A 23,950-nucleotide genomic window follows, 5' to 3' on the forward strand; every position below is an offset into this window, starting at 1 on the left:
CCTGTGGTTTAATTCCATAAGTGAATATAAAAATAAGTTTTAAGTATTATTAATGAATAAGGCTCCTTGCTAGGATTCGCCTCACCGGACCACCGGACATTCAGCGACCCCTAACCCAGGAGCCCCTATGTCCGGCGCCGATATTCTTCACCGCAAACACGTGGACGGACTGTTCCGCGCTCACTACCACTGGCTCTGCACACGTCTGCGTCAGTCTCTGAACGATGCCGCCGCTGTCGAAGACATTGCCTGCGAAACCTTCCTGCAGCTGCTCCAGGCGCCAAGCCTGACGGCCATCCGTGAACCCCGTGCCTTGCTCACCACCATCGCCCGGCGCCTGCTCTATCAGCGTTGGCGTCGAGGTGACCTGGAGCGCCAGTACCTTCAGCAACTGCATCAGGCCGAGCCGATCCACGCCGAATCGCCGGAGGAACTGGCTCAACGGTCCCAGACCCTGACCCGTGTGGAGCGCAGTCTTCAGCGGCTGCCCGGCAAAGTGCGCTCGACCTTCCTGCTGTCGCGGATCGACGGCCTGACCTATCCGCAAATTGCCGCTGCGCTGGGCATCTCCCTGCGCTCGGTCAGCGACTACATGACCCGTTCCCAGGCCCTGTGCGACCGGCACAGCGCCAATCAATCCCTGAACCGCCCACTCCAGAACAAGAGGTCCGCATGAGATCGATCAAAACCCTGCTCGGCAGTTCGCTGCTGGCCCTGAGCCTGTTGTCCCACCCTGCATCGGCCACGGAAAAAGCGGCGCCTATCCATTTTGGCGACATCACGTGGGAAAGCGGCAGCCTCATCACCGAAATCCTGCGCCTGATCGTTGAAAAAGGTTACGGCTACCCGACCGACACGCTGCCGGGCAGCACCGTCAGCCTGGAAGCAGCGCTGGCCAAAAACGATATCCAGGTCATCGGTGAAGAGTGGGCCGGACGCAGCCCGGCCTGGGTCAAGGCTGCCGCCGAAGGCAAGGTCTTCGGCCTCGGCGATACGGTCAAAGGTGCCACCGAAGGTTGGTGGGTGCCGGAGTACGTGATCAAGGGCGACCCCGAGCGCGGCATCAAGCCCTTGGCCCCGGAGCTGAAGTCCGTTGCCGACCTGGCGAAGTACAAGGATGTATTCCGCGACCCTGAAGACCCGAGCCGCGGACGCTTCCTCAACAGCCCCACCGGCTGGACTTCGGAAATCGTCAACAGCCAGAAACTCAAGGCTTATGACCTGACCGCCAGCTACGTCAACTTCCGCACCGGTTCCGGCGCAGCGCTGGACGCAGAAGTGGCGTCGTCGATCCGCCGTGGCAAACCGGTGCTGTTCTACTACTGGTCGCCGACGCCACTGTTGGGGCGATTCAAACTGGTGAAGCTCGATGAACCGCCTTTCGACGCCGAAGCCTGGAAAACCCTGGCCGACGCCAACAACCCGAACCCCAAAGGCACGCGCTCGATGCCGGCGAGCCTGGCCATTGGCGTGTCGGCACCGTTCAAGGCGCAATACCCGGACCTGGTGACGTTCTTCGAAAAGGTCGACCTGCCGATTGATCTGTTGAACCAGACCCTGGGCCAGATGAGTGAAAAACGCCAGAAACCCCGCGAAGTCGCCGAAGCGTTTTTGCGTGAGCAGCCGCAGGTGTGGAAGGGCTGGGTGCCGGGGGAGGTGGCTAGCAAGGTGAGTGCGAGTTTGTAGTTTTGTAATGTCTGGAAAGTAGCCATCGCGAGCAAGCTCGCTCCCACAGGGGAACTGCAGCGGACGCAGTATTTGGGAACCCCAAAATCCTGTGGGAGCGAGCTTGCTCGCGATTCGATTTGAAGTCTTACGCCAGTTCGGCGGCCAACGCCGCTTTAACCGCCGGCCGCTGATCTACCTTGATCGACGAGCAATCCCCCCCAACAAGCAGCTGAACCGTTTTTGTCCTCAATGCTGGCCGACTAGTGGCCTTGCAAGCCCAAGGTTGCTGTCTATGATCAGCTGTAACTGGTTATGTCGACCGTGATGAGGCGGTCGACTGGCCGCCAGAGTGCGCAATCAAAGGCACCAACACTTGAACACAGGGAGCTGTCCGCTAAATGGAATTTGATTCGAACCTGTTAGGGCTGGCCCGCATGCGGGCTATCAAGAGAAGGATGTCTTGATGAGCGTGTCGCTACAAGGACCCTCCGATTGATCATCATTTATCACCTGACTAGTCCTTCTTTTTGGAGGGATGCGTGTGCCTGTTCCACGGAACGTAGTGGTGGATGTGAAAGACCTGCAACTTTCATTAATCAAAAAATCGCGCGGAAGGTGATACAACAATGTTCAACCTACATCACAAGGCTGACCTGCTGGAAATCGAACGCTTCAGCTGTGCGCTGACCGAGGCCAACGCCAAGCTGGCGGCGGTCAGTCGTTCGATGGCGATGATTGAATTCACCCCGGATGGCATCGTCATCGATGCCAATGAAAACTTTTGCAGTGCCATGGGTTACAGCGCCGAAGACGTACGCGGCAAGCATCACCGGATCTTTTGTGAAGAGCAGTACTACCGCAGCGACGACTACACCAAACTGTGGCGCGACCTGGCGCGGGGCGAGCCGCTGAGCGGGACCTTTTTGCGCTTGCACAAAAGCGGCCGTGAAATCTGGCTCGAAGCCAGCTACATGCCGGTGCTGGGCCCCGACCGGCAGGTCAAGAGCGTGATCAAGGTCGCTACCGACATCACCGACCGGGTCAACAAGGAGCACGAAAACGAAAGCCGACTCGCCGCGATCGGCTGCTCCATGGCCGTGATCGAATTCACGCCCGAAGGCAAGGTCATCAGCGCCAACGACAACTTCCTGAAAACCATGCAGTACTCGCTCAACGAAGTGGTGGGGCAGCATCACAGCCTGTTTTGCCACCGTGCCGAAGCCGAGTCCCAGGGTTACCGCAATTTCTGGGCTTCGCTCAACCGCGGCGAATATCACTCCCATCGTTTCGAGCGCCGGAACAAGCAAGGTCAGACGGTATTCCTCGAAGCGTCCTACAACCCCTTGTTCGACGCCAAGGGGCGTTTGTACAAAGTGGTCAAGTTTGCCAGCGACATCACTCACCAGATGACCACCCTGCAAACCGCCGCCGAATCGGCCCACAGCACCTCGGTGCAAAACGACGTCTGCGCGCGCAAGGGCTCCGAAGTGGTGCAGCAGACGGTGCAGATCATCCAGGACATTTCCCGCGACCTGAACGAAGCGGCACTGAGTATCGATGCCGTGAGCAAACAGTCCGACATCATCGGCACCATCGTGCAGACCATCCGCGGCATTGCCGATCAGACCAACCTGCTGGCACTCAACGCGGCGATTGAAGCGGCGCGGGCCGGTGAGCACGGGCGCGGGTTTGCGGTAGTGGCCGATGAGGTGCGCAGCCTCGCGGCGCGTACCAGCCAGGCGACGCTGGAGATCGTCGAGGTGGTGCGCAAGAATCACGACTTGTCGCTGAGCGCGGTGTCGAGCATGCAATCGAGTCTGAGTCGAACCGGCCTGGGCGTGGAACTGGCGAACGAGGCAGGGGAGGTGATCCTGGAAATCCAGCAGGGCTCACGGCATGTGGTGGATGCGATCAGTCAGTTCAACTCGACGTTGCAACTGAACTAGTCGCGGTAAATGAAAAAGGGTCCCGGTAGAGGGCCCCAAAAAAAGTCGGAAAAAAGCGCGCTGACACGAGGGCCAAAAAGGTTGGGGCGTTCGGTCATTGAGCCAGCTTTGACGGAGCCCGGCAATCGGGCTCCGTTTTCACATCCAAGCCAATAAGCATTCGATCTGCAAGATTTCCCTGCGCCGTTGCCTGAAAGGAGACAGGGCCAACTTTGTCTGTTCGTTTGCCCTTGTTCCAAGCCGAGCAATGTCCCATTACCTTGATCCATACCGGGATATAGAAACTGAAACCTGGTGCCGTACATTCAATGGCCGCAGCGAATGGTTGTCAGGGGGACATGGCGCCTGGATGAATATCCTGGCAACCAGTACTTGGCCGCTCGGAGTTCGATACCTGTTAGTTCTGACAGTAGACGGATTATCGTATTGGTCGGACTATGTATGCGTGACTGGTTTACCGATAAATCTTCGGCTAAAAACTGGGGTGCTCAACACTCGCATGGACGAAATTTAATATGAAAATCAAATGGGTTGTTATTGTTTTTTTACTGATTGTCTGCCTCGGTGCAGTCTACTTTCTAAATGGGGAGCAAGAGTCGGTAGGGCAAAGCAAATACACATTGCTCAATCCATCATTGACTGAATTACAGAAGGACGAGGTTCAACAGCAGATTGATCAACAGCTCGCTAGAAAAGCGGGAACGCGGCAGGTCAGTGCTACCCAAGTGGTTTATGGAGAAGGAGCAGTCGTTATGACTTTCCTTCCCAAGGACTCCGCTCAACCGGATAATACCTGCGACTATGGTTATTTTTGCGTCTGGGAGCACCCATATTACACTGGCAGAAAAGTGTCAGTGCGCAGTAAGCAAGAACAAAGTCCGGTCAATCTTGCAGACTACGATATGAGCCTCCAGGTATCGTCGTGGAAATACAATAATAAACCCTACGCTTCGATCGTATACGGGGTGAGCAGTCGTGATGGAAAGGGACAAATATTAACTAGCACTCTAAAGGAAATTGGTATTGGTGATGAGTGTTGCCCATTCAGTGTTCCTGAAAAAACAGAGGCTTCCGGAGCGTGGACAGAAATATATTCCATCGATCACCTTCAGTCCCAGGGCGACAAGATAGTAAGTATTAGTATCTCTACACTATTTGGCGGGGATACTAAGTAAGCAGTCCGTTGAAGGAGTGTTGAGCGATGCCAAATAAATCAATTGCTTGACGATTTTAGTTGAAAAAATGAGCCGGGCTCGCGGTCAATGTTTGCCGTTGGACGGCAAACATTTGCTGCACGGCTCGACAGTTCAAGGCAGACCATTGCAGCAATGCTTCAGGAAACCGGGGTGTTGCGCCAGGCGCTTGAAATACTCATCGACGGCGGGGTAATCCGGACGCTCGATCGGGGTCATCAGCCAGCGGTTGACGGACAGGCCGATGACGATGTCGGCCAGGGTAAACCGCGGTCCGGCGACATAGGCCTTGGTGGTCGCGAGTTGGTGTTCGAGGATGGCCATCTTCTGGTTCCAGCCGCGAATGCCGACCTCAAGGCTATGTGGGTCCTGGAATTCCGGGTCCTTGCGCACCAGCGCCATGAACGGGTATCTCCAGGACGGATTGAGCTCGGTGGCTTGCCAATCCATCCACTGTTCCACCCGGGCGCGGGCGGCCGGTTCGGCAGGCAGCAGCTCGGTATGATGGTGATGATGTTTGCCCACCAGGTAGCGGCAGATGGTATTGGACTCCCATAACACCCCGGCTTCATCGATGATCACCGGCACCTGCGCGTTGGGATTGAACCGGAGGAACTCCGGGCTGTGGGTGGAAGCAAAGCCGCTGCCCCAGTCCTCGCGTTCGTAGGTGATGCCCAGTTCCTCGCAGGTCCACAGGACTTTTCTGACGTTGATGGACGACGCTTTGCCGAGAATCTTCAGTACATGTTCCATGTTCTGCTCCAGCGAGAATGACGTACAGGCAATTGTAGGTGGTGGCAGGTAGGAAGGCGCTGTAGGAGGGCGGCTTCAGATGAGTTGTGCAGGTTACGCTTTCTTGCACCCTTGCCTACAACTACGCCAGAATCCGCCGACTTGTGCGCCTGGTATCCGGACTCTATCGTTCCGTGTCGCTGCAAATTCAGCGATCGGGTCTAGCAGCCTGGATACTTTAGACGCATGACGCCCACCCATCGTGATCTGCCCGCCAGTTCACGTTATGGCGGCTGTGCGTGGGAAGACCTTCGGGTCTACCGGGTTCTAGAGTCCTGGTCTGCTAGCCCGCGCACGGCTGCCACCTTATTTTCGTCTAGCAGCGAATCGTGGCAGCTCCACTACTCTAGGAGCATTGCCATGTTCAAACCCACGCCCAACCCCCCACGCAATCCCAGCCCGATGTTCTCCATCTCACCCGGCATCAATAACGAAACGCTGTTGGCGCACGCCTGCGAGTCACTGGCCTCGGCGAGCGTGATGACCAATGACTTTGCAACGTATCTGGAAGGCAGCCAGCGCAACACGGCGCTGGCGATCGCACAGATCATCATGCTGGCGGAACTGGCGGTGAATCGGGTGCTGGATAACCTCGATCCGCAGGATTGAACACTGAGCGAAGGTGAGGGGCTTTTCTGTGGCGAGGGGGCTTGCCCCCGTTGGGTTGCGAAGCGACCCCAAAAACAGACACTGCGGTCATACAGTTAAACCAAGTGAACTGGATTACGACTGCTCCGCAGCCGAACGGGGGCGAGCCCCCTCGCCACAATGTCCCTTGCCTGACCACATTGATGCAGGGGCTTATGTACTTTCGCGTACCTTCAACTCAAACCCCATGTCCTGCACCGGCCTGGCCACGGTGTTGCCGGCCATCAGCGTCAGCATCTGCTCGGCCGCGCGGCGGCCGATGGCCTCGCGCGGGGTGTTGATGCTGCTCAGGCGCGGGACCATGTGTTCGGACATGGGCAGGTCGTTGAAGCCGAGGATCGCCACTTGCTCGGGGATCTTGATCCCGTGTCGCATCGCTTCGAGCAGCGCGCCCTGGGCCAGGTCGTCGTTGCCGAAGAAGATCGCATCGACATCCGGGTGGCTGGCGATCATCTGCAGGAACAATTCGCCGCCAAGGCCGACCGAAGACGGGCGGGGCGTCAGCACTTCCAGCGCCGGGTCGTACAAACCGGCCTTTTGCAGGGCTTTGCGGAAACCCTCGCCGCGCAGCAAGGTGCGTTGGTCCAGTTGCGCGCCGATGTAGGCCAGGCGCTTGCGACCGCGAGACAGCAAGTGTTCGGCCGCCGTTTCGCCGGCCGCCAATTGCGAAAAGCCCACGCAATTGAGCCCGGCCGCACTGTCCAGCTCCATCATGTACACGCAGGGAATATTGCTGGCTTCGATCATCCGCCGCGAACTTTCGGTGCGGTCGAACCCGGTCAGCAGCAAGCCGCGTGGCTGATAGGCCATGTAGTTGCGCAGCAGGTTTTCTTCTTCATCCCGTGAGTAGTGGAAGTTGCCGATCAGCACTTCGAAGCCCTTGGGGCGCAAAACCTGATGAATGGCTTCCAGGGTGTCGATGAATAAAAGGTTGGACAGCGATGGCACCAAAACCACCACCGAATGGCTCTGGGCCGAGGCCAGGGCACGGGCGGCAGGGTTGACGACATAGTTGAGTTCCAGCGCCGCTTTCTGCACTTTTTCCACCAGTTCGGTGGCCACGGTGCTGACGCCACGCAGGGCGCGGGAGGCGGTGATCGGGCTGACGCCGGCCAGTCGGGCAACTTCGTTCAGGGTAGGGCGGCCAGTAGTGCGGGTATTTTTATCGTTCTTGGTTGAGTTCATCGACGGCTTGCCAAACAAAATTCAAGGCACTAAGGTAGCGCTGTCTCGATGCAGCTGCAAATGCGTGAGCGAGGGTTCGCCTGATCCTTGCTTTTTGGCGTTGGGACCTAACCTGCTGCAACCCATAAAATGACAAGAAAGGCGTCGGCAACTTCTGCTTTTGGTCTAGTGTCATAACTGGCAAAGGTAGCGCTGTCTGCGCGCTGAGGTGTTACATGAACCATCCCATCACCGCCCTGGTCATCATGGGCGTTGCCGGTTGCGGCAAGACGTGCGTCAGCGAGGCCCTGTGCCAACTGAGCGGCGCCACGGCCATTGAAGGCGACTCTTTCCACCCTGCCGCCAATATCGAAAAGATGAGCGCGGGGATCCCCCTGAACGATGAAGACCGCGCCGGCTGGCTCGACAGCCTGTGCGATGAGCTGCGCCGTGTCGACGCCAAGGGCGAGCGCCCGGTGCTGACCTGTTCGGCGCTCAAACACATCTATCGCGAACGTCTGCGCAGCGCCTTGCCGGGCCTGGGCTTCGTGTTCCTTGAGTTGACCCCCGAGGTGGCTGCCGACCGCGTGTCCCATCGGCCGGGCCACTTCATGCCGTCGACCCTGATCGACAGCCAGTTCGCCACCCTCGAATCGCCCGTCGGCGAGCCGTTGACCCTGGCGCTGGATGCTTCGAGCCATAGCGTCGAGCAACTGGCTGCGCAGGCTCATGTCTGGTGGCAGGCGAACGGCCTGAAACAGGCGGTATGACTGTGCTTGCAAAGACAGCGCTGTCCTCGCGGCTTCTGACTAACCCGCTTTAATAACAACAACAACCAGGAGACACCCCTAATGTTTGGCATGTCCCACGAGACGTTCCTGCTGCTCGATGCAGTGGTCACGGTGATCGGGCTTATCGTCCTGATCACCAAGTTCAAATTGCACCCCTTCCTTGCCCTGATCATCGCCGCAGCCTTCCTCGGGCTGACCTCCGGCATGCCGATCGGCACCATCATCAAGGCGTTCCAGGACGGCTTCGGTGGCGTGCTTGGTTTTGTCGGCATCATCCTCGCGCTGGGCACGATGCTCGGCAAGATGATGGCCGAATCGGGCGGTGCGGATCAGATCGCGCAGACGTTGATCCGCGCCTTCGGCAAGGACAAGGTGCAGTGGGCGATGATGTTCGCGGCCTTCCTGGTCGGTATTCCGCTGTTCTTCGAAATCGGCTTCGTGCTGCTGATCCCGCTGGTGTTCATCGTGGCTCGCCGCACGGGCGTGTCGATCATCAAGATCGGTATCCCGCTGCTGGCGGGGCTGTCCGCGGTACACGGCCTGGTGCCGCCGCACCCGGGTCCGCTGCTGGCCATCGGGGTGTTCGGTGCCGACATCGGCAAGACCATTCTTTATGGCCTGATCGTTGCGCTGCCAACCGCCATCATCGCCGGCCCGATCTTCGGTACGTTCATTGCCAAGCACATCCCCGGTCATCCGAACCAGGAGCTGGTGGATCAACTGGCCCGCGAAACGGATTCGGCTGAACTGCCGAGCTTCGGCATCACCCTGGTGACCGTGCTGCTGCCGGTGTTCCTGATGCTGCTCAAGACCTTTGCCGACGTGGTGCTGCCCGATGGCAACATCTTCCGCGCCTTCATGGACCTGATCGGCCACCCGATTTCGGCGTTGCTGCTGGCATTGCTGCTGTCGCTGTATACCTTCGGCTACAAGCAGGGCATCGGTTCCAGCCAGATGATGAAGTGGCTGGATGCCAGCCTCGCGCCGACCGCTGCGATCATCCTGATCATCGGTGCCGGCGGTGGCTTCAAGCAGATGCTGGTGACCAGCGGCGTGGGTGACGTGATCGGCCACATGGCGGTGAACGCACAGATCTCGCCGATCCTGCTGGCCTGGCTGGTGGCGGCGGTGATTCGCATTGCGACTGGTTCGGCGACTGTGGCGACCATCACTGGCGCGGGCATCGTGGTGCCGGTAGTGGGGATGATTCCGGGCGTGAACCGTGAGTTGCTGGTGCTGGCCACCGGTGCCGGTTCCCTGATCCTGTCCCACGTCAACGACGCCGGTTTCTGGCTGGTCAAGCAGTACTTCAACATGACCGTGGCTGAAACCTTCAAAACCTGGACGGCGATGGAAACCATCCTGTCGGTGGTGGGCCTGGGCTTTATCCTGTTGTTGTCGCTGTTCGTCTAAGCGATTCGACAGACACAAAAAAACCGCAGCGATGCGGTTTTTTTATGGGTGCTCGACTTCAAGGACTATACAAGACCCTGTGGGAGCGAGCTTGCTCGCGATAGCGGTGTATCAGTCGCCATTATTATTGACTGATACGACGCCATCGCGAGCAAGCTCGCTCCCACAGGAGATATGGGTCAGGTGTTGGATTTGGTGACTAGCCCATCCGCCCGGAACATCCCGCGAATCCCGCGTACGGCCTGGCGAATCCGGTCCTGGTTTTCGATCAGGGCAAAGCGCACGTGATCATCGCCGTACTCGCCAAACCCGACGCCCGGCGAGACACACACCTTGGCCTCGGCCAGCAGTTTCTTGGCGAACTCCAGCGAACCCAGGTGCGCGTAAGCCTCAGGGATTTTGGCCCAGACGTACATCGACGCTTTCGGGTTTTCCACCATCCAGCCCAGTTCATGCAGGCCCTTGACCAGTACGTTGCGGCGCTGCCGATACTGCTCGGCGATGTCGCGCACGCATTGCTGATCGCCTTCCAGGGCAGCAATCGCCGCCACTTGCAGCGGGGTGAAGGTGCCGTAGTCGTGGTAGCTCTTGATCCGCGCCAGGGCGTTGACCAGTTCCGGGTTGCCAACCATGAAGCCGATGCGCCAGCCGGCCATGTTGTAGCTCTTGGACAGGGTGAAGAACTCCACCGCAATGTCCTTGGCCCCCGGCACCTGCATGATCGACGGGGCTTTCCAGCCGTCGTAGACGATGTCGGCGTAGGCCAGGTCGTGCACCACCAGCACGTCGTACTGCTTGGCGAGGGCGATGACGCGCTCGAAGAAGTCCAGCTCCACGCACTGGGCGGTCGGGTTGGACGGGAAACCGAGGATCATCATCTTCGGCTTCGGAATCGAGCCGCGAATGGCCCGCTCCAGCTCCGCGAAGAAATCCACGCCCGGCACCAGCGGCACCGACCGCACCTGGGCGCCGGCAATCACGGCACCGTAGATGTGAATCGGGTAGCTCGGGTTGGGCACCAACACGGTGTCGCCCTGATCCAGGGTGGCCAGCATCAGGTGCGCCAGGCCTTCCTTGGAACCGATGGTGACGATGGCCTCGCTTTCCGGGTCGATGTCGACCTCGTAGCGGTCCTTGTACCAGTTGGAAATCGCCCGGCGCAGGCGCGGGATGCCCTTGGAAGTGGAGTAGCCGTGGGTGTCTTCGCGCTGGGCCACCGTGACGAGTTTTTCGACGATATGCGGCGGCGTGGCGCCGTCGGGGTTGCCCATGCTCAAGTCGATGATGTCTTCGCCACGACGACGGGCGGCCATCTTCAGCTCGGCAGTGATGTTGAAAACGTAAGGGGGGAGTCGATCGATGCGCGCAAAGCGGCGCGGCGAACCTTGTTCGGCCATTGTTGCCTCGGATAACGTAAGCGCCCGGAACCGTCCGAGCGACGCTGGTCACTGCGGTGACCTGTGGCGGAATGTAAGGGCAGCTGTGGCAGACTGTCCAGCCTCAATGTAAACAAATTTTTCCGAAGGATAGGGTTCGATGGAATTTACCAGCGGCTTCTTGCTGAGCCTTTCGCTGTGCCTGGATATCGGCGTGGCCAACATCGCGATGATCACCCTGGCCATGCAGCGCGGCTATTTCCAGGGCTTTGCCCTGGGCCTGGGGACCTGCGTCGGCGACCTGATCTACGCGGTACTGGCGCTGGCCGGCATGACCGTGTTGCTGCAGTACGAAACCGTGCGCTGGGTGTTGTGGATCGGTGGCTCGGCGCTGCTGGTGTATTTCGCGGCGAAGATGATCTATTCGGCGATTCACCACGAAGCGGTGCTGGCGCAATCGGCCGAGGTGGGGCACAACTCCCATCGCAAGGAGTTCTTTCGCGGGATCTTCCTGGCCATGTCGTCGCCCAGTGCAATTCTCTGGTTCGCCGCCGTGGGTGGCACGCTGATCGCCCGTTCCGGTGGCGGTGGCGTCCTCAGCTCCGCGCTGTTTCTCGGCGGTTTTCTTTGCGCGGGGATTCTCTGGTGTGTCGGGCTGTGCTTTGCCGCGAGCCACGGCGGCAAGTTGCTCGGCGACAAGTTGCTGCGTTATTCCTACATGGCATCGGCGGCGATCTTCTGCTATTTCGCGGTCTACGTGATCCTATCGGGTTACAACGAGTTCGTTGGTGCCGGTGCAGTCGAGCCGTTGCACGCCCTGTAACTGGGCGAATCGGGTTTGGCTTCTATACTCCCAGCCGAACCCATTTTTATGCGTCAGGAGTCGAGTCATGGATGAGTCAGCACGCGTCGAACTGACGCAACCGCGTTTCGAACACGGGCACTTCCTGCTGATTGCAGGGCTGGGCGGAACATTCACCCAGCAAACCACCGAGGGCATTCCCGAACTCTGGGAGAAGTTCATCCCGCATCTGGGCCTTATCCCGGGCCAGAAAGGCGAAGTCACCTACGGCGTCTGCTGCAATTTCGACGGCAAGGGCGGCTTCGATTACATCGCCGGGGTCGAGATCAGCAAACTCGACGACTTGCCGGAAACCTATCGCTGGGTGGAAGTTCAGCCGCAGCTGTACGCGGTGTTCGAGCACAAGGGACCGCTGGACACCCTGCCGCAAACCTTCCAGTACATCCATGGCACGTGGCTGCCGCAGTCCGGCCACGAGCTATTGGCGGCACCGGAGTTCGAACGTTACAGCGAAGACTTCAACCCCAAGCTCAACACCGGCAAGCTGGAACTCTGGCTGCCGATCAAGGCATGACACCTGCCGCGAGAGGCGGATCAGCCGATTCGTCTCTCGATGTCCCACGGCGGCTGATTTATCATCCCCAGCCTTTCCCATGCTGATCCCGAGCCGCCATGAACACCGTCATCCGCAACGTCACCCCCGCCGATCTGGACCGCTGCTTTGCCATCGAAACCCTTGCCTATGAAGGCGACGAAGCCGCGACCCGCGAGAAGATCGCCACCCGCATCGCCACCTGGCCCGAGGGGTTTATCGTTGCTGAAGTGGACGGGGTCGTCGCCGGTTTCATCAACTCCGGTGCGGCGTTTCAGGTGGAAATGTCGGACGAGGCGTTCAAGGAACTGATCGGCCACGACCCGGCCGGGCCGCATGTGGTGATCATGTCGGTGGTGGTACACCCGGATTATCAAGGGCAGGGCCTGGCCAAGCTTTTGATGGGCGAATTCATCGAGCGTATGCGTGCGATGGGCAAGGTCAGCATCAACCTGATGTGCAAGGAGCGGCATATTCCGTTGTATGCCGGTTTCGGCTTTGCCTACGTCAAGCCGTCGGCGTCCGACCATGGTGGCATGGCGTGGCATGAGATGGTGCTGGAACTCTGACCCGACATAGATCCTCTGTGGGCGCGAGCTTGCTCGCGATGGCGGCGTAACATTCAACAAAGATGTCGACTGATCATCCGCTATCGCGAGCAAGCTCGCTCCCACAGTGGTTTTGTGGTGTTGGTGGGGGCCGTGTTCAAAACACCAACCCCATCCGCCGCTCATAGCCGATCCGGCCCTTGTACGCCTCGCCGCTGTCGACAAAGCCAAACCTTTCGTACAGGGCAATGGCGGCCGCGTTGTCGGCATCCACCGACAGCTCCAGCCCGCGGATTTCCGGCCAGGCCAGGCGTGCCGCCTCCGGCAGCGCCTGCAGGCAGGCCTTGCCGTAGCCTTTGCCCTGGGCGCGTTGATCGACTTGCAATGCATGCAGCGTGGCGCTGTGCTCATTGGCCCACGCAGGCAATACGGGTGGGCGTTTGAGCAGCAGGAAGGCCACGGGAATGTCTTCGGCCAGCAGGGCAAATCCTTTGACCCCCGGGCCGGGCCTGGACAACAAGGTGTGCAATGCACCGTGGATATCACCGGAGAACTTAATCTGCTCCGGATGTACTTCAATGGCTTCGACCTGTTGGCGCTGCTGCGCATTCAGGCTTTCGTAAGACACGAGTCGGGCTGTCACGGGAGTGTCCTTTTTCCAACATGAATAGAACCTCGGATTCTAGCGATTCTGGCCGTTTGGATTATTTTTATTTCTTCTGTCGATTCGCCGGATCGCCAGACGACTAAGGGTGTCTTCCAATAAAAACCACGGAGAACCACCATGAACTCGCAAACCCAGATCCAGAACCTCATCGAGAACTATCGTCAGGCAGTCATGGCCAAGGACATTGAAAAAGTCATGGCCCTGTATGCCGATGACATCGTCTCCTTCGACGCGGTCAAGGCCCTGCAATTCAAGGGCAAGCCGGCGTATCGCGCGCATTGGCAGGCCTGCATGGAAATGTGCCCCGGTCCGCACATCTTCGAATTCCACGAAATCACCATCGAGCCGTCCCAGGAGATCGCTTTCGCTCACTGGCTGGCCCATTGCGGTGGCACCAACGAGAAGGGCGAAACCCAGGCCTGCTGGATGCGTGTCTCGCAGTGCTATCGACAGGAGGCGGGGCTGTGGCAGATCGTCCACGAACATTGGTCGGCGCCATTCGACATGACCAGCGGCGCGACGCTGTTCGACCTCAAGCCCTGATCGTCGGGAAACCGAGCCAGAATGCCAGTCAGCGACCATAGTTGATCGTTCGATAAGGAGAGCGTGATGAAGTACCTATGCCTGGTCTACAGCGATGAGCACCTGCTGCATTCGCTGCCGGAAAGCCCGAAGGACGAAGAGTGCATGGCCTATGCCGAGTCGATCCAGGGCAGTGGCCGGATGGTCGCCGCCGAGGCGCTGGAGTCGGTGCAGACCGCCACCACCGTGCGCATGCGCAACGGCAAGATGTCGATCACCGATGGTCCATTCGCTGAAACCAAGGAGCAACTGGCCGGTTTTTATCTGATTGATGCCAAGGACCTCAACGAAGCCCTCCAGGTCGCCGGGAACATTCCGGCGGCCCGGGTCGGCAGTGTCGAAGTGCGCCCCGTTCGGCAGTTGAATCCTTAAGATGCCAGGGCTGCCGGTTCAGGCGCAGGTCGAGCGGGTCTATCGCGAAGAGTCGCGGCGCATTCTTGCGACCCTGATTCGTTTGCTCGGTGATTTCGACCTCGCCGAAGAAGCCTTGCACGAGGCGTTTTTCGTCGCGGTCGAACGCTGGCAGCGTGACGGCGTGCCGGACAATCCGCGGGCCTGGCTGGTGTCCGCCGGGCGCTTCAAGGCCATCGATGCCTTGCGCCGGCGCGCCCGTTTTGCCGCGTCGCAGCCCTTGCTGATCGCGCAGCTGGAGGAGCTGGAACAGGCAGACTGGAGTGATGAAGACGTGGAAGACGATCGCCTGCGGCTGATCTTCACTTGCTGCCACCCGGCCCTGGCGGCGGACGCGCAAGTGCCGCTGACGCTACGGGAAGTCTGCGACCTGACCACGGAAGAAATCGCCCGGGCCTTTCTCTCGGCCCCGGCCACCATCGCCCAGCGCATCGTGCGCGCCAAGGCGAAGATCCGCGACGCGAAAATCCCTTATCAAGTGCCGACGCTGGCTGAGTTGCCCGAGCGCCTGGACAGCGTATTACGGGTGATCTATCTGGTGTTCAACGAGGGCTACTCGGCGTCCATTGGCGCCGAACTGATTCGCGAGGAATTGACCCGCGAGGCGATCCGTCTCGGCCGGTTACTGGTGGAGTTATTGCCGGAACCGGAGGTCATGGGCTTGCTGGCATTGATGCTGCTGCACGAGTCGCGGCGTCCGGCCAGGACTTCGGCGAGCGGCGAGTTGATTGTGCTGGACGAGCAGGACCGTTCGCTGTGGGACGCCGGGTTGATCACTGAAGGCTGCGCGCTGATCGAGCACGCGCTGGGCATGGGGCGATTCGGGCCCTATTGCCTGCAAGCGGCCATCGCGGCGGTGCATGCCGAAGCCTCGACGGCGGGGGAAACCGATTGGCCACAGATTGTCGGCCTATATGACGTGCTGCTGCGGGCGGTGCCGTCGCCGGTGATCGAGTTGAATCGTGCGGCGGCGATTTCGCAACGCGATGGACCACAGGCGGGGCTGACGCTGGTCGACGCCATTCTGGCGCGGGGCGAGCTGCTGGATTACCACCTGGCGCATTCGGCGCGGGCGGAGTTTTGTCGGCAGCTGGGTCGTATGCCAGAGGCGCGGGCGGCGTGGGAGCGGGCACTGGCGTTGACCCGGCAGGAGCCGGAGCGGCGGTTTATCGAGGCGCGGCTCAAGGCGTTGGAGTGATGTTGAATGTGATGGACTCATCGCTGGCAAGCCAGCTCCCACAGGGGGCAGTGGTGCACATAAGTTTTGTGACCGACACAATAACCTGTGGGAGCGAGCTTGCTCGCGATAAGGGCCGAAGGACCTTCATTCCAGCATCTTGCCCAGCAACCAGCTCCCCGCCGGCCCCGGTGGATTGAGCCGCGACCACAACGCATCCACCGACACCGTTTTCGGCCAGCCGCGCACCACCAGTTCCTGCAGGGTGTCGGGCCCGAAGCGCTCCACCAGCCAGCGGGGCAACGGCGCCCAGCCGAATCCGCCCTGGGCCATTTCCAGCAGCATCAGGTAACTCGGCGCCGACCAGACGCGGCCCTTCGCCCGACTTTCATAGGGATTGATGATGGTCGCCAGGCGCAGTTCGCGGTGTTGCTGCAGTACGTCCTGATCGACGTAGTCCAGCCTTGCCAGCGGGTGGGTAGGGGACACGAACAGGGCGATTTCCGTGCGCTCGTCCACCGTCGAACTGACCAGGTCCGGCGGGTAGCTGTCCTGCATTTCGGCGAAGGCAATCTGCGCCCGGCCGCTTTGCACCAGCGACACCAGGTCATCGCATTCGGCGATCAGGCATTCGAGTTCAAGGTCCGGGTAACGCTGCTCGAAGGCACTGAGTGACGCCTCGAAACGGTCCGATTGATAGGTGTCGGACAGCGCCACCGTCAGCTTCGCTTCCACCCCTTGGGACAGTTGGCGGGCGGTCATTTCCAGACGACTGCTGGCGGCCAGGATGTCTTCGGCCCGTTGCAGCATGACGCGTCCGGCCGGGGTCAGCCCGGGCTTGCGGCTGCTGCGGTCGAACAGCGTCAGGTTGAGGTCGATTTCCAGGCTGGCCACCGCCGCGCTGATGGTCGACTGACTGCGGCCCAGCTTGCGCGCGGCGGCGGAAAACGAGCCTTGGGTCGCCGCTTCGACAAACGCCAGCAACACTTCGTGAGAGGCCATGAACTATCGCCTTGATCGATGGTTATTGGTTATGAAGTATCGGTGTGATGACAGATCATGGCAACCACAGTCACTCAACAGAGTACGGCCATGAGCGCCAACAAATCCATTACTGAACGAATTTTCCAAGCCATCGGTTTCGAACTGCTGGCCATCCTGATCTGTACCCCGCTGCTGGCCTGGATCATGAAGAAGCCGATGCTGGAAATGGGCATGGTCACCGTCCTCATCGCCGCCCTGGCCCTGGCCTGGAACGTGGTCTTCAACGGTATGTTCGACCGGGTGCTCAAGCGCCTCGCCATCGCCCACAACGCCTGGGTCCGCGTGGTGCATGCGCTGCTGTTCGAAGGCGGTCTGGTCGCGCTTGGCGTGCCGCTGATTGCCTGGTGGCTGAATGTCAGCCTGTGGCAGGCGTTCCTGCTGGATATCGGCGTGTTGCTGTTCTTCCTGCCGTACACCTACGTGTATCACTGGGTGTATGACGTGGTTCGGGAGCGGGTGGTGCTGCGCCAGGTTTGCTGAACTGGTTTGAAGCTGGCTTTTTGTGGCGAGGGGGCTTGCCCCCGTTGGAGCGCGAAGCGGTCCCAAGCTTGCGACTGCTTCGCAGCCGAACGGGGCGGTGCGGCGATCCGACAAGCCCCCTCGCCACAGGGATTTTGTTTGGCCTGATGTTTAACAGTAAGCCTTACAAAAACATCCCTCCGGACGCCTCGATGCGCTGGCCATTGATCCACTGGCTGCCCGGCGCGAGCAGCAGCGCAATCGCGGCGCCGATGTCATCCGGCAAACCGGCGCGACCCAGGGCGGTGTTGTTCGCCACCAGGGTGTTCAACCCGGGGTTGTCGCGTACGGCGCCACCGCCGAAATCAGTTTCAATCGCGCCGGGTGCGAGGATATTCACCGCGATGTTGCGCGCGCCGAGTTCCTTGGCCTGGTAGCGGGTCAACACTTCCATCGCGCCTTTCATCGCCGCATAGGCGCTGTGGCCCGGCAGGCTGAAACGGGTCAGGCCACTGGAAATGTTGATGATGCGCCCGCCGTCATTGAGCAATGGCAACAAACTCTGTGTGAGGAAAAACGGCCCCTTGAGTTGGATGTTCACCAACAGGTCGAACTGCTCGACGGTGGTGTCGACGAAGTTGGCGTGCAGGCCGATCCCGGCGTTGTTCACCAGAAAGTCGAAACACTCGCGCTCGAAGTGGCTGCGCAGGGCCTTCGCGACTTCGCTGGCGAAGGCGCTGAAGCTTTCACTGCGGGCAACGTCCAGTTGCAGCATGACGGCGCGACCGCCCAGGCTTTCGATCTCGGCCACCAGTGCCTGCGCCTCATCGGCGCGGCTGTTGTAGGTGCCGATGATGTCGATGCCTTGGGCAACCAGATGCAGGGCCGCGTTTTTGCCGAGGCCGCGGCTGGCGCCGGTGATCAGTGCGATTTTACGGTTCATGGGACTTCCTCAGGAGCAGTGGGCGGTTGATGTGAGGAAGTTTATTTATCCGTGCAGGGGTGATAAACAGAGTGAAATCGGAATCACTGGTCGGATAAACCGAACAATAAAAGAGCAGGCTGATGAACAAACTGGAACTGTTGCGCACCTTTGTCCGTGTCAGCGAGATGTCGAGTTTCACCCAGGCCGGCGAAAGCCTCGGGCTGCCTCGATCAACGGTGTCCGAGCATGTGCAGGCGCTGGAGGCATTGCTCGGCACCCGGCTGTTGCAGCGCACCACGCGAAAGGTTCAGGCGACCCAGGATGGTCTGGTGTTGTATGAGCGCAGCAAGGACCTGTTGTCGCACATGGACGAGATCGAGGGATTGTTTCGCCAGGACGAGGCGTCGCTGGTGGGGCGCATTCGCATCGACCTGCCAAACATTCTCGCCCGTCGCGTGATCATGCCGCGCCTGCCGGCGTTCATGGCGCAGCACCCGCTGATTGAGCTGGAAATCAGCAGCACCGACCGCCGGGTCGATCTGCTCGCCGAAGGGTTCGATTGCGTGCTGCGCATCGGCGCCCAGCCGGACCAATCGGTGGTGGCGCGACACCTGTGTGACTTCACCATGGTCAATTGCGCCAGCCCTGCGTATCTGCAGCGCTATGGCGTGCCCGAGCGATTGGAGGATCTGACGCGGCATCGGCTGGTGCATTACGTCGGTGTGCTGGGTGCGCGTTCGGAAGGCTTTGTGTACGTCGACAAGGGGCAGGTGCAGCGACTGCCGATGGCCGGCAGTGTCACGGTCAACAGCACCGATGCCTATGAGGCCGCCTGCCTGGGTGGTTTCGGCCTGATTCAGGCACCGAGAATGGGCATGCAGCAATACCTGCAAAGCGGTGAACTGGTCGAGGTGTTGTCGCCGTTCAATGCGCCGTCCATGGAGGCGTCGCTGCTCTATGCCCGGCAGCGGCATTTGCCGTTGCGGGTGAGGGTGTTCATGGATTGGCTGGGGGAAGTGATCCGCTCGGAAACCTGAGACCGACCCGGGGCCCCTGTGGGAGCGAGCTTGCTCGCGATGGCGGTGGTTCAGTCAACAGTGATGTTGAATGTGATGACCTCATCGCGAGCAAGCTCGCTCCCACAGGTTTTCGGACAGACTCAATAATCCTGCTGCTTGCGAAACGCCCAGCGCCCGGCAATCACGGTAAAAGTCGCGACCAGCGCCACCAGGATCCAGAAACCCTCCGGGTCATCGGCCAGCGGAATGCCGCCGACGTTCATGCCGAAAAAACCGGCAATGATGTTGATCGGCAGCGCCAGCACCGTCACCACTGTCAAGGTGAACAGCGTGCGGTTGGTCTGTTCGTTGATGTTGGCGGCGATCTCTTCCTGTAACAGCTTGATCCGCTCACCCAGCGCCGTGAGGTCGTTGATGATCAGTGCAAACTCTTCGGTGGATTTGCGCAGCTCCTTCACGTCTTCCTTTTGCAGCCATTGCGGCGGCCGGTTGAGCAGGCGCAGCAATGAACCTGGCTCCAGCGCCAGCAGCCGTTGCAAACGCACCAGCACCCGGCGATTGGCGCCCAGCTCGGCGCGGTTGGTCGACAGGCGCGAGGAGAGCAACTCGTCTTCGATCTGGTCCACGCTCTGGCTGGTCTTGCGCACGATCTGGGTCAGCACTTCACCCTGGTCGCGCAGCAGATGCACCAGCAGCTCCAGCGGAGAGCGAAAGCATTCCCGGGCCTTCACCGACGAGCGCAACTTGTCCACCGAGTGCAGCGGCTGCAGGCGGGCGCTGATGATCAGCCGGCTGCGGGCGCACACCCACAAGGTCGAGACATCCGACGAGACCAGGTTGCTGAGGTTGAACACCACGTCGTTGACCACCGCCAGCAACGCGGAGTCGACATGCTCGATGCGCGTCGAGCGCGAGCCTTCGTGCAACGCCTCGAAAAATTCTTCGGGCAATTGCAGATGGCTTTTCATCCAGCGCTCGCACGCGGCATGGGCGAGATTCAGGTGCAGCCAGAGAAACTGTTCGTCGCTTTCCGGTTGTTGCAGGTACTGCAAGGCTTCGGCGGAGTTGATTTCCCGACCGGCCTCACCGGGGCGAAAACTGAAACCGTAGAGCAGGCCGAACAGATCCGTGTCGCGATGGCTTTGATCGATGCTGTGGTTCATGAGGACTCGCAAGGGGAGGCGCCTGTCGCGTGTTTTACAGGTTCACTTGAGCGGCATCATCGCAAGCGCGGATGACTTTTTTGTGACGCCAGTAGTGGCGGCAACCGCCACGCAATCACTGTTGCAGGCCTGGCAGGATGAGGGCGGCAGCACGTCCGCCTGATCAATCATCCAGACGCAAAAAAGCCGCACGACTTTCAAATCGTGCGGCTTTTGCTGGGGGGCATCAGTTGTCTTGTTTGTTCTTCAGGACTTCGCCGGTGGCGGCGTTCAAATCCACGTCCCATTCAACATTGCTGGCGTCACGCAGTTCGACTTCGTACTCGTAGATAGTGGAGTGTTTGTCCAGGTCGCTGTCGGTGATGGTGGCGCCCGGATGCAGCTTCAACACGATCTGGTTCAACTCTTCCAGCGGCTTGATCTTGCCTTCCTTGACCAATTGAGGGATCTGGTCGACAGGCACATCTTTTGCCTGGGCCAAACCCGCGGTGAGCATCAGGGTCGCAGCGGTGAACAAAGCAGTCAGGGTCTTCATGGGCTTCTTTCCTTGGGTGATCTGTTTAAGTGAGATCAGGTTAGCTTTTGTAACTTAAGCCACCCTTAAAACCCTCTACATGTCCTGCATCAATTCCTGTGGGAGCGTGGCTTGCCCGCGATAGCGGAGTGTCAGTCAACGATGATGTTGAGGCTGATGGCCTCTTCGCGGGCAAGCCACGCTCCCACAGGGTTTTGCGTGATTGCGGATCAGTAGCCGTTGTTCTGAAGCACCTGCGCCACACTCGCCGCCGGACGTTTATAGAACTTCAACAGCTCACTGGCACGGTTGGTGAAAATGCCGTCGACGCCGGCGTCCATGACTTTCTGGTAGTCCACCGCATCGTCGATGGTGTAGACGTGCACCAGCAGGCCCTGATCGTGGGTGTACTGGTTCATCCAGGGTTGCACCAGGTCCGAGTAACTCTGGTCGCCGCCCTGGGTCAGTGCGGCAGACGGGCCGGTGCCGATGGCGCCCTGGGCCTTGGCGTAGTCGACCCAGCGCTGGAATTCGGCTTTGTCCTTCGGTTGTTGTGCGGCGTAGTAAGCGGCCTTGTCCTTGGCGCCGGACTCGGCAAAGGTCACCTTGGACTTGGGCTCGATACTGCCTTCACCGACCCACAACAGCAGGATCTTCGGCACCTTCGGCATTTCCTTTTGCAGCAGTTCGAGACTGCTCTTCTCGAAGGTCTGCAAAACCACCTTACCGTTGCCCTGGCCAACCGCCAGCGCGCTGTTCGCCGGTTTCGATTCGCTCGGGTTCAGCCAGCCACGGGCCTGGAGTTTTTCCTTGAGGTCGTGTTCGATGCCGGGAAACTGCTTGGGCTCCTTGGTCTCGATGTACAGCCCGGGCTTGTGCTGGGCGCTGCCCTCGGCGATGTCGATGATTTCATCCAGGGTCAGAATCTTCAGGCCGGCGAAGGCTGGACGCGCGCGATCCGGGTAGGCGGTATTGAACCAGCTGCCCGCATCCAGGGTTTTCAGTTCGGCCATGGTGAAGGCATTGGCCGGGCTGTCCTTGCGCTCGGGGAATTTGCTGGCGACGTCGGTCGTGCGTTGCAGGTTGTTGTCGTGCAGGGCGAACAGTACGCCGTCCTTGCTGCGCTGCAGATCCAGTTCCAGGTAGTCGGCGCCCAGGTCGCGGGCTGTCTTGTAGGCCGCGGCGGTGGATTCCGGCGCATCGAAAGACGCGCCACGGTGGGCGATCACCGCCGGGTGCGGAATGCCCAGGCGAGTCGCCAGTTCCGTGGGACCGGGTTCGCTGGCGGCCTGTGCCTGGCCGAGGCCTAGCAACAGGCTCAACAACAGGGCGCTTTTAGTGAAGGTGGCGGGCATGGTCGAGATCCTTTCGCAATGAGTGAGCGGTCCCTTTTAACAACTCATCTTTGCGGGCGCTATCGCGAGACCGACATAAATCTGCCTGAAGCTGATATTCGTCAGCGTTTTTGTGCGCCCGTTTGCAGTACGCTGGCGCCCTGCAATTTCCCCGGTAGAGGGAAACGCAGGCCCTGCGTGTAAACCAACGATCACCATTGCGGGGTTTACCATGCGCATCACTTCCCAGCTCATCTGCCAGGCGGCCGACCAACTCAAAGGCTTCGTCGGCCTCAACCGCAAGACCGGCCATTACCTCGTTCGCTTCAGCGAAGACTCATTCGGCATGGACGTGGCGGACGACGGCATCATCCCGACCAGCGAGTTCGTCTGGGGCGCGGGGCCCGGGCAGGCCATGACGCTCAAGCGCGATTTGATCCAGTTGTTGCTGGACCAGAACATCGATGACCGGATCAACATCACCGAGCCGTTGCGGGTGTACATGAACCGGGGGGAAGTGCCGGAGATATCGGCGGTTCGCAGTCTGGTTCAGGGTTGAGTTTTTTGTGGTGACTGTTCTGGCCTCTTCGCGGGCAAGCCCGCTCCCACAGGTTGCCATCAATCCCTGTGGGAGCGGGCTTGCCCGCGAAGACGGCCTCAACAACACCGCATCATTTACAGACTGAACCCATAGGCCCGCTCAACCCGACACACCCTTGTATGACACCGCGCATACCAGGTCGAACGCCCACGCTCGCGAATCGCCGTATGCTCCGGATGCTGCTTCCACGCCAGAGTCGCCGCCTCACTGGCCCAATACGACACGGTTATTCCCAGCCCATCCTCACCCCGAGCCGATTCCACGCCGAGAAACCCCGGTTGCTCGCGGGCCAGTTCCAGCATCCGTGCCGCTGCTTCGGCGTAACCCTGATCGCCCTCGGTGCGCAGCGACGTGAAGATCACCGCGTAATAAGGCGCTGTTGGCGTATCGGCGATCATGACCAGCGCCTCGCACAGGCTTGGACAAAGGCGCCAACCAGCGGCGGCAAGACGCCCCCGAGTGCCGCGCGCTCGGGTTGAAACAAGGTCGCGACAAAGAACGGGTGGCCGCTGAGTTCGACCGCGCGCAGTCCCTGTTGCGAATCGTGGCCGACGGCGTGCAGCTCGCGCTTGAGCAGCTCCCCTTCGAACTGCGGATTCACCCCATAGCGGCAGCGATAGCCTTCACGAGTCTCGGCGCTTTCGTACGCCTGTGCGATCAACGAGCCTTCAGCCAGATGAATGGAATCGACGGCCTCGACCAGCGCGCACGACAGTGGCGTCAGCAACGCCCGTGCTGCATCGGGTGCCGTCTCGCCGTGTTCGGCATCCGACCAGCCCAGCACATTGCGCGCATATTCCAGCACCGCGTGTTGAAAACCGCCGCAGGTGCCGAGGAAAGGTCGCCGTTGTTCGCGGGCAAAACGGATCGCCAGCAATGCACCGTCCATGTTGCGATACGGACTGGCCGGCACACACCAGAAGCCATCGAACGGGTGCAGCGGCGTTTCGGCGCGGATTTCATCGGTGGCCAGCCATTGCCATTGCCATTGCACCTTCAGGTCGCTGTGTTCAGCGGCCATTTCAAGGGCTACGGGAATGGTTTGGTGGGCGGTGACTTGCGGGTCGTAGTCGCCGATCAGGGCGATGCGAATCGGAGGGTTTTCCATGAGGGGGCCTCTG

General features: G+C 60.0%; 26 protein-coding genes and 2 pseudogenes. 17 read left to right on the forward strand and 11 right to left on the reverse strand.

Features of this window, described 5'->3' with window-relative positions:
- The first annotated feature begins 127 nt into the window (after positions 1 to 127).
- The 5 genes and pseudogenes from KW841_RS16490 (at position 128) to KW841_RS16505 (ending at position 4,789) form a co-directional block, all read left to right on the forward strand.
- Positions 128 to 676 carry a sigma-70 family RNA polymerase sigma factor gene (locus KW841_RS16490; protein WP_218478107.1) on the forward strand — a complete coding sequence of 183 codons (549 nt, stop codon included), beginning with the start codon at positions 128 to 130 and terminating at the stop codon, positions 674 to 676.
- Positions 673 to 1,686 carry an ABC transporter substrate-binding protein gene (locus KW841_RS16495; RefSeq protein ID WP_007974473.1) on the forward strand — a complete coding sequence of 338 codons (1,014 nt, stop codon included), beginning with the start codon at positions 673 to 675 and terminating at the stop codon, positions 1,684 to 1,686. Before KW841_RS16490 ends, KW841_RS16495 begins: the two co-directional genes overlap by 4 nt.
- Before the next feature lie 713 nt (positions 1,687 to 2,399).
- Positions 2,400 to 3,068: pseudogene (locus KW841_RS30085) on the forward strand (PAS domain-containing protein); the annotation flags it as partial.
- Positions 3,069 to 3,200: 132 nt separating this feature from the next.
- Positions 3,201 to 3,614, forward strand: a pseudogene (locus KW841_RS30090) (methyl-accepting chemotaxis protein); the annotation flags it as partial.
- A gap of 515 nt (positions 3,615 to 4,129) precedes the next feature.
- Complete coding sequence (locus tag KW841_RS16505; RefSeq protein ID WP_218478118.1) at positions 4,130 to 4,789, forward strand: peptidase inhibitor family I36 protein; 660 nt, start codon at positions 4,130 to 4,132, stop codon at positions 4,787 to 4,789.
- A gap of 132 nt (positions 4,790 to 4,921) precedes the next feature.
- On the opposite strand, the gene KW841_RS16510 is transcribed toward KW841_RS16505, so the two are convergent.
- Positions 4,922 to 5,560: a glutathione S-transferase family protein gene (locus KW841_RS16510; RefSeq protein ID WP_218478126.1), complete on the reverse strand. Its 639-nt coding sequence runs from the start codon at positions 5,558 to 5,560 to the stop codon at positions 4,922 to 4,924.
- Between the two features lie 399 nt (positions 5,561 to 5,959).
- On the opposite strand from KW841_RS16510, the gene KW841_RS16515 reads away from it, so the two are divergent.
- Complete coding sequence (locus tag KW841_RS16515; protein ID WP_102700526.1) at positions 5,960 to 6,208, forward strand: DUF6124 family protein; 249 nt, start codon at positions 5,960 to 5,962, stop codon at positions 6,206 to 6,208.
- Between the two features lie 192 nt (positions 6,209 to 6,400).
- Here KW841_RS16515 and KW841_RS16520 read toward each other — a convergent pair whose 3' ends face one another.
- Complete coding sequence (locus KW841_RS16520; protein WP_218478127.1) at positions 6,401 to 7,432, reverse strand: LacI family DNA-binding transcriptional regulator; 1,032 nt, start codon at positions 7,430 to 7,432, stop codon at positions 6,401 to 6,403.
- A 215-nt stretch (positions 7,433 to 7,647) separates the two neighbouring features.
- Between KW841_RS16520 and KW841_RS16525 the strand changes: the two genes are divergently transcribed.
- Positions 7,648 to 8,181: a gluconokinase gene (locus KW841_RS16525; RefSeq protein ID WP_218478129.1), complete on the forward strand. Its 534-nt coding sequence runs from the start codon at positions 7,648 to 7,650 to the stop codon at positions 8,179 to 8,181.
- A gap of 81 nt (positions 8,182 to 8,262) precedes the next feature.
- On the forward strand, positions 8,263 to 9,615 hold the full coding sequence (locus KW841_RS16530) for a GntP family permease (protein WP_007974485.1): 1,353 nt from the start codon (positions 8,263 to 8,265) through the stop codon (positions 9,613 to 9,615).
- A 179-nt stretch (positions 9,616 to 9,794) separates the two neighbouring features.
- Here the strand turns inward: KW841_RS16530 and alaC are convergent, their stop codons facing one another.
- A complete protein-coding gene (gene alaC / locus KW841_RS16535; protein ID WP_007974487.1) occupies positions 9,795 to 11,012 on the reverse strand; it encodes an alanine transaminase in 1,218 nt (405 codons plus the stop codon).
- Positions 11,013 to 11,151: 139 nt separating this feature from the next.
- Here alaC and KW841_RS16540 point away from each other — a divergent pair, with 139 nt between their 5' ends.
- The 3 genes from KW841_RS16540 (at position 11,152) to KW841_RS16550 (ending at position 12,954) form a co-directional block, all read left to right on the forward strand.
- Complete coding sequence (locus KW841_RS16540; RefSeq protein ID WP_218478131.1) at positions 11,152 to 11,814, forward strand: LysE family translocator; 663 nt, start codon at positions 11,152 to 11,154, stop codon at positions 11,812 to 11,814.
- A 67-nt stretch (positions 11,815 to 11,881) separates the two neighbouring features.
- Positions 11,882 to 12,367 carry a GyrI-like domain-containing protein gene (locus tag KW841_RS16545; RefSeq protein ID WP_218478132.1) on the forward strand — a complete coding sequence of 162 codons (486 nt, stop codon included), beginning with the start codon at positions 11,882 to 11,884 and terminating at the stop codon, positions 12,365 to 12,367.
- Between the two features lie 98 nt (positions 12,368 to 12,465).
- Entirely contained in the window at positions 12,466 to 12,954 is a 489-nt protein-coding gene (locus tag KW841_RS16550) for a GNAT family N-acetyltransferase (protein WP_102700530.1), read from the forward strand.
- Positions 12,955 to 13,090: 136 nt separating this feature from the next.
- On the opposite strand, the gene KW841_RS16555 is transcribed toward KW841_RS16550, so the two are convergent.
- Entirely contained in the window at positions 13,091 to 13,576 is a 486-nt protein-coding gene (locus tag KW841_RS16555) for a GNAT family N-acetyltransferase (protein ID WP_218478134.1), read from the reverse strand.
- A 141-nt stretch (positions 13,577 to 13,717) separates the two neighbouring features.
- Here KW841_RS16555 and KW841_RS16560 point away from each other — a divergent pair, with 141 nt between their 5' ends.
- The 3 genes from KW841_RS16560 (at position 13,718) to KW841_RS16570 (ending at position 15,791) form a co-directional block, all read left to right on the forward strand.
- A complete protein-coding gene (locus KW841_RS16560) occupies positions 13,718 to 14,143 on the forward strand; it encodes a nuclear transport factor 2 family protein (RefSeq protein ID WP_126047191.1) in 426 nt (141 codons plus the stop codon).
- 66 nt (positions 14,144 to 14,209) lie between these two features.
- A complete protein-coding gene (locus KW841_RS16565) occupies positions 14,210 to 14,554 on the forward strand; it encodes a YciI family protein (protein WP_218478136.1) in 345 nt (114 codons plus the stop codon).
- 1 nt (position 14,555) lies between these two features.
- Entirely contained in the window at positions 14,556 to 15,791 is a 1,236-nt protein-coding gene (locus KW841_RS16570) for an RNA polymerase sigma factor (RefSeq protein ID WP_218478137.1), read from the forward strand.
- A gap of 126 nt (positions 15,792 to 15,917) precedes the next feature.
- On the opposite strand, the gene KW841_RS16575 is transcribed toward KW841_RS16570, so the two are convergent.
- The gene (locus KW841_RS16575) at positions 15,918 to 16,772 is read right to left on the reverse strand and encodes a LysR family transcriptional regulator (protein ID WP_218478139.1); all 855 of its coding nucleotides are present in this window, start codon (positions 16,770 to 16,772) and stop codon (positions 15,918 to 15,920) included.
- A 90-nt stretch (positions 16,773 to 16,862) separates the two neighbouring features.
- Between KW841_RS16575 and KW841_RS16580 the strand changes: the two genes are divergently transcribed.
- A complete protein-coding gene (locus KW841_RS16580) occupies positions 16,863 to 17,294 on the forward strand; it encodes a multidrug/biocide efflux PACE transporter (protein ID WP_218478159.1) in 432 nt (143 codons plus the stop codon).
- Between the two features lie 163 nt (positions 17,295 to 17,457).
- Here the strand turns inward: KW841_RS16580 and KW841_RS16585 are convergent, their stop codons facing one another.
- A complete protein-coding gene (locus KW841_RS16585) occupies positions 17,458 to 18,216 on the reverse strand; it encodes an SDR family NAD(P)-dependent oxidoreductase (RefSeq protein ID WP_218478171.1) in 759 nt (252 codons plus the stop codon).
- Between the two features lie 122 nt (positions 18,217 to 18,338).
- Here KW841_RS16585 and KW841_RS16590 point away from each other — a divergent pair, with 122 nt between their 5' ends.
- Entirely contained in the window at positions 18,339 to 19,235 is an 897-nt protein-coding gene (locus tag KW841_RS16590) for a LysR family transcriptional regulator (protein WP_218478174.1), read from the forward strand.
- Between the two features lie 122 nt (positions 19,236 to 19,357).
- Here the strand turns inward: KW841_RS16590 and KW841_RS16595 are convergent, their stop codons facing one another.
- The 3 genes from KW841_RS16595 to KW841_RS16605 form a co-directional block, all read right to left on the reverse strand.
- Positions 19,358 to 20,380 (reverse strand): transporter, encoded by a 1,023-nt coding sequence (locus KW841_RS16595; RefSeq protein ID WP_218478176.1) that lies wholly within the window; start codon positions 20,378 to 20,380, stop codon positions 19,358 to 19,360.
- Positions 20,381 to 20,606: 226 nt separating this feature from the next.
- Positions 20,607 to 20,915 (reverse strand): PepSY domain-containing protein, encoded by a 309-nt coding sequence (locus KW841_RS16600; RefSeq protein WP_218478186.1) that lies wholly within the window; start codon positions 20,913 to 20,915, stop codon positions 20,607 to 20,609.
- A gap of 209 nt (positions 20,916 to 21,124) precedes the next feature.
- Positions 21,125 to 22,249 (reverse strand): glycerophosphodiester phosphodiesterase, encoded by a 1,125-nt coding sequence (locus KW841_RS16605; RefSeq protein WP_218478188.1) that lies wholly within the window; start codon positions 22,247 to 22,249, stop codon positions 21,125 to 21,127.
- Positions 22,250 to 22,460: 211 nt separating this feature from the next.
- On the opposite strand from KW841_RS16605, the gene KW841_RS16610 reads away from it, so the two are divergent.
- Positions 22,461 to 22,787: a DUF2025 family protein gene (locus KW841_RS16610; protein WP_218478190.1), complete on the forward strand. Its 327-nt coding sequence runs from the start codon at positions 22,461 to 22,463 to the stop codon at positions 22,785 to 22,787.
- Positions 22,788 to 22,903: 116 nt separating this feature from the next.
- Here the strand turns inward: KW841_RS16610 and KW841_RS16615 are convergent, their stop codons facing one another.
- Both KW841_RS16615 and KW841_RS16620 read right to left on the reverse strand, forming a co-directional pair.
- The gene (locus tag KW841_RS16615) at positions 22,904 to 23,227 is read right to left on the reverse strand and encodes an antibiotic biosynthesis monooxygenase (RefSeq protein WP_218478192.1); all 324 of its coding nucleotides are present in this window, start codon (positions 23,225 to 23,227) and stop codon (positions 22,904 to 22,906) included.
- Positions 23,224 to 23,937, reverse strand: coding sequence for a CTP synthase (locus KW841_RS16620; protein WP_218478194.1), 714 nt, complete (start codon positions 23,935 to 23,937; stop codon positions 23,224 to 23,226). Before KW841_RS16620 ends, KW841_RS16615 begins: the two co-directional genes overlap by 4 nt.
- Positions 23,938 to 23,950 lie beyond the last annotated feature (13 nt).

Source organism: Pseudomonas sp. PDM28 (genome assembly GCF_019219115.1).
In the GTDB taxonomy this organism is placed as follows: Bacteria; Pseudomonadota; Gammaproteobacteria; order Pseudomonadales; family Pseudomonadaceae; genus Aquipseudomonas; species Aquipseudomonas laurylsulfatiphila.